General features: G+C 70.4%; 4 protein-coding genes. 3 read left to right on the forward strand and 1 reads right to left on the reverse strand.

What is annotated here, in order from left to right; translation table 11 throughout:
- On the reverse strand, positions 1 to 982 hold a 982-nt coding region (locus ACFWPJ_RS23470), incomplete at its 3' end, for an alkaline phosphatase D family protein (protein WP_378854543.1).
- Between the two features lie 86 nt (positions 983 to 1,068).
- On the opposite strand from ACFWPJ_RS23470, the gene ACFWPJ_RS23475 reads away from it, so the two are divergent.
- The 3 genes from ACFWPJ_RS23475 to ruvX form a co-directional block, all read left to right on the forward strand.
- Positions 1,069 to 2,445, forward strand: coding sequence for a replication-associated recombination protein A (locus ACFWPJ_RS23475; protein ID WP_378854545.1), 1,377 nt, complete (start codon positions 1,069 to 1,071; stop codon positions 2,443 to 2,445).
- A 75-nt stretch (positions 2,446 to 2,520) separates the two neighbouring features.
- Positions 2,521 to 5,187, forward strand: coding sequence for an alanine--tRNA ligase (gene alaS, locus ACFWPJ_RS23480; RefSeq protein WP_378854544.1), 2,667 nt, complete (start codon positions 2,521 to 2,523; stop codon positions 5,185 to 5,187).
- Positions 5,187 to 5,360: Holliday junction resolvase RuvX (gene ruvX, locus ACFWPJ_RS23485; RefSeq protein WP_378854546.1), on the forward strand; the 174-nt coding region annotated here is incomplete at its 3' end. The genes alaS and ruvX, both read left to right, overlap by 1 nt.

Genomic DNA, 5,360 nt, shown 5'->3' on the forward strand with positions numbered 1-5,360 from the left:
GGTGGGGGTGGCGGCCCGGGACCCCAATCGCCCGGGGGGGGGGGGGCCCCACCCGCCGCCTGCTTTTTCTCGCCACGGGGGGGCGGGGGGGGGGGGCCCCCCCCGCCCTCCACTCCAGGTAGGCCTGCGCGGAGGCGGCCCGGCGGGCGCTCCACGGACCGTGCACGGCCGGATCGTGGTTCTCCGAGCCCTCGCGCCAGGAGTTGTCGGCCGACTCGTGGTCGTCCCAGGTGCAGATGAACGGCACCGTCGCGTGCAGCGCCATCAGGTCGGGGTCGGTCTTGTACTGGCCGTGCCGGGTGCGGTAGTCGGCGAGCGTGACGATCTCGTTGGCCGGCTCGTGCGCGCGCACCGCGCCGCCGCGTCCGGTGTACTTGCCGCGGCCGTACTCGTAGAGGTAGTCGCCCAGGTGCACGACCGCGTCCAGGTCGGTGCGGGCAGCCAGGTGCCGGTAGGACCCGAACCAGCCCGCTTCCCAGTTGGAACAGGAGACCAGGCCCAGACGCAGGCGCTCGACGTCGCTGTCGTTGGCGGGCGCGGTCCGGGTGCGGCCGACCGGGGACGTCTCGCCGAGGGCGGTGAAGCGGTAGAAGTAGTCGGTGGCGGGCGCCAGGCCGGTCGCGTCGACCTTCACGGTGTGGTCGGTATCGGCGGTGGTGGTCACCGTGCCCGAGGCCGCGATACCGGCGAACGACTCGTTCGCGGAGATCTCCCAGCGGACCGCCGCGGGTTCGCCGAGGCCGGAGCCGGGGGTCGCGTCGTCGGCGACGCTGACCCGGGTCCACAGGATCACCGCACCGGGCAGCGGGTCACCGGAGGCGACACCGTGGCGGAACACCGCACTCGCCGCGTGCGCCGTGGCGGAACTCAGCACCACCACCGCGGCGGCCGCCGTCCCGCCTTTGAACAGGGTGCGCCGGGCGAACTGCCCTGTCGCGGAGGAGATGACGGCGTTGTTTTCGACCACGAGGAGCGATCTCATCGCACGGACCGGCTTACGCGCAAGTCCTGTTCGTAAACTTGGTCAATCGTTCAATGTCGCGTCGGGCCGCCTCCGTCGTCGCGAACCTGTCCGACCGCGTCGGTACCCTGCTGGACGTGAGCGAGAGCCTGTTCGACGTGCCCGGAGAACGCGCCGCGCCCGAGCACGGTCTCGACGCGGTGGTCCGGCGTGACCCCGGTGCGCCGCTGGCGGTCCGGATGCGGCCGCAGTCGCTCGACGAGGTGATCGGCCAGCAGCATCTGCTCGGTCCCGGCTCGCCGCTGCGCCGCCTGGTCGAGGGCTCGGGCGCGGCCTCGGTGCTGCTCTACGGCCCGCCGGGCACCGGCAAGACCACCCTGGCCTCGCTGCTGTCGCAGGCCACCGGCCGCCGGTTCGAGGCGCTGTCGGCCCTGTCGGCGGGGGTCAAGGAAGTCCGTGCCGTCATCGACGTGGCGCGCCGCAGGCTGTCGGTGGGGGAGCAGACCGTCCTGTTCATCGACGAGGTGCACCGGTTCTCCAAGACCCAGCAGGACGCGCTGCTGGCCGCGGTCGAGAACCGGATCGTGCTGCTCGTCGGCGCGACCACGGAGAACCCGTCGTTCTCGGTGGTGTCACCGCTGCTGTCGCGCTCCCTGGTGCTGCAACTGCAGTCGCTCACGCCCGAGGACATCCGGCAGGTCCTCGATCGCGCGATCGCCGACCCACGCGGGCTCGCGGGCGAGTACACGGTCACCGACGACGCGCTCGACCACATCGTGCGCATCGCCGGCGGTGACGCGCGGCGCGCGCTGACCGCGCTGGAAGCCTCGGCCGAGTCCTCGCTGGACGGCACGGTCGACGTCGAACTGGTCGAGGCCAGTGTCGACAAGGCCGCCGTGCGCTACGACCGCGCGGGCGATCAGCACTACGACGTGATCAGCGCCTTCATCAAGTCCATCCGCGGTTCCGACGTCGACGCCGCCCTGCACTACCTGGCGCGGATGCTCACCGCGGGCGAGGATCCCCGCTTCATCGCCCGCCGCCTGATGATCCACGCCAGCGAGGACATCGGCATGGCCGACCCGATGGCCCTGCAGACCGCCACCGCCGCCGCCCAGGTGGTGCAGCTGGTCGGCCTGCCCGAGGCCAAGCTGGCCCTGGCCCAGGCCACCATCCACCTCGCCACCGCGCCCAAATCCGGCGCGGTGACCTCGGCACTCGGCGCCGCCATGGCCGACATCGCCGCGGGCAAGGCGGGCGCGGTGCCACCGCATCTGCGCGACGGCCACTACGCCGGTGCCGCCGCCCTCGGCAACGCCAAGGGCTACAAATTCCCGCACAACGCGCGCGAGGGTGTGCTCGCCCAGCAGTACCCACCCGACGACCTGGTCGGCACCGACTACTACCAGCCGACCGACCACGGCTTCGAGCGCGAGGTCGGCGGCAGGCTCGGCAAACTGCGCCGCATCATCCGCGGGAAGTAGCCCCGCGCGCGGTGTCGGCGAGACCACGGACTCCGGCGGAAAACAGGTGGAATGCAGGCGGTAAGCTGGACTGCTGTGCAGACCCACGAGATTAGACGGCGTTTCCTGGACCATTTCGTCCGTGCCGGACACACCGAGGTGCCCAGTGCCTCGCTGATCCTGGCCGACCCCAACCTGCTGTTCGTCAACGCGGGCATGGTCCAGTTCAAGCCGTATTTCCTGGGGCAGGAGGCGCCGCCGTACTCGCGCGCCACGAGCGTGCAGAAGTGCGTGCGCACCGGTGACATCGACGAGGTCGGCGTCACCACCCGGCACAACACGTTCTTCCAGATGGCGGGCAACTTCTCCTTCGGCGACTACTTCAAGGAGGGTGCCATCACCCTCGCCTGGGAGCTGATCTCCAAGTCCCAGGAGGAGGGCGGCTTCGGCTTCGACCCCGAGCGCATCTGGGTGACCGCCTACGAGTCGGACCCGGAGGCCGCCGAGATCTGGCATCGCGTCGCCGGAATCCCGAAGGAGCGAATCCAGTTCCGCGACGGCAAGGACAACTACTGGGACATGGGCGTGCCCGGTCCCGGTGGCCCCTGCTCGGAGATCTACTACGACCGCGGCCCCGCCTACGGCAAGGAAGGCGGCCCGGTCGCCGACGAGGATCGCTACCTCGAGATCTGGAACCTGGTCTTCATGCAGGACATCCGCGGTGAGCTGAGCCCCAAGCTGGGCCACCCGCCGGTCGGTTCGCTGCCGCGGAAGAACATCGACACCGGCATGGGCGTCGAGCGCGTCGCCATGCTCCTGCAGGGTGTGGAGAACGTCTACGAGACCGATCTGCTGCGCCCGATCATCGACAAGGCCGAGGAGCTGACCGGCCGCTCCTACGGCGTCGAGCACGCCGACGACGTGCGTTTCCGCGTCATCGCCGACCACGTCCGCAGCTCGGCGATGCTGATCGCCGACGGCGTGAACCCCGGCAACGACGGCCGCGGCTACGTGCTGCGCCGCCTGCTGCGCCGCATCGTGCGCTCGGCCCGCCTGCTCGGCGCCGAGAAGCCGGTGATGGCCGAGCTGATGAAGGTCGTCTCGGGGCTGATGTCGCCGTCGTACCCGGAACTGGCCACCGACTTCGCCCGCATCGAAACCGTCGCGGTGGGCGAGGAGACGGCCTTCCTGAAGACCCTGAACACCGGTGAGACCCTCTTCGACAACGCCGCCACCGCGGTGAAGTCCAAGGGCGGCAAGCAGATCGCTGGTTCGGACGCCTTCGCGCTGCACGACACCTACGGCTTCCCGATCGACCTCACCCTCGAAATGGCCGCCGAGGCGGGTCTTTCGGTGGACGAGGAGGGCTTCCGCTCGCTCATGGCCGAGCAGCGCAAGCGCGCCAAGGACGACGCCCAGGCCCGCAAGCACGCCCACGCCGACCTGACCGTCTACAAAGAACTGGTCGACCGCGGCGCCACCGAGTTCACCGGTTTCGACGAGCTCACCTCCGAGGCGAAGGTGCTGGCCCTGATCGCCGACGGCGTGCGGGTGCCCGCCGCGCAGGCCGGTCACGACGTCGAGGTCATCCTGGACCGCAGCCCGCTCTACGCCGAGGCCGGTGGCCAGATCGCCGACCGTGGCACCATCACCGCCTCCGGTCTGAAGCTGCGCATCAACGACGTGCAGAAGATCGCCAAGAAGCTGTGGGTGCACAAGGCCACCGTCGAGCAGGGCCAGATCACCGAGGGTGATGTCGTGCTCGCGCAGGCCGATCCGGCGTGGCGCAAGGGCGCCACCCAGGGTCACTCCGGCACGCACATGGTCCATGCGGCGCTGCGTCAGGTGCTCGGTCCCAACGCCGTGCAGGCAGGCTCGCTGAACAAGCCGGGCTACCTGCGTTTCGACTTCAACTGGCAGGGTGCGCTGACCGACCAGCAGAAGGCCGACATCGAGGCCGTCTCCAATGACGCTGTCGGTGCGAACTTCCCGGTGAACACCTTCGTTACCGACCTGCCCAACGCCAAGAAGATGGGCGCGATGGCCCTCTTCGGCGAGAACTACGGCGACGAGGTGCGCGTCGTGGAGATCGGCGGCCCGTTCTCGATGGAGCTGTGCGGTGGTACCCACGTCGAGCACTCCTCGCAGATCGGCCCGATCACCGTGCTCGGTGAGTCCTCGATCGGTTCGGGTGTGCGTCGCGTCGAGGCCTTCGTCGGCCTTGACTCCTACAAGTACCTGGCCAAGGAGCGCGCGCTGCTGGCCGGTGTCGCGTCCTCGCTGAAGGTGCCGTCGGAGGAGGTGCCCGGCCGCGTCGAGCAGCTCGTGGAGCGGCTCAAGGTGGCCGAGAAGGAACTCGAGCGCACCAAGATCGCCGCGGTGCTGTCCTCGGCGGGCACGTTCGTCGAGCAGGCCGAGCGGATCGGCTCGCTACTGCTGGTCGCCGCCGCGGCGCCGGAAGGCGTCGCCGCGGGCGATCTGCGCACCCTGGCCACCGACATCCGTGGCCGCTTCGGCAGCGACCCCGCGGTGGTCGTGCTGCTCGGCAACACCGACGGCAAGGCGCCGTTCGTGGTGTCGGTCAACAAGGCGGCCCAGGATCTCGGGATCAAGGCGGGCGATCTGGTCGGCAGCTTCGGCCCGAGCATCGCCGGTCGCGGTGGTGGCAAGCCGGAGATGGCGCAGGGCTCGGGTTCGGATCCGTCGGGTATCCCGGCCGGTCTGGCCGCGGTCCGTGCCCGGGTGGCCGAACTCGCCGGCTGATGCCAGCCACTGCTGGTCCGGCGGAACAGGACCCGGCCGACCGCCCGGACGCGGCGACCGACCCCGGACGGGGCCGTCGCATCGCCGTCGATGTCGGCAGCGTGCGGATCGGGGTCGCCTCGAGCGACCCCGACGGTATCCTCGCGACTCCGGTGGAGACCGTGCCGCGCGCC

It is taken from the genome of Nocardia sp. NPDC058497 (genome assembly GCF_042720195.1).
In the GTDB taxonomy this organism is placed as follows: Bacteria; Actinomycetota; Actinomycetes; order Mycobacteriales; family Mycobacteriaceae; genus Nocardia.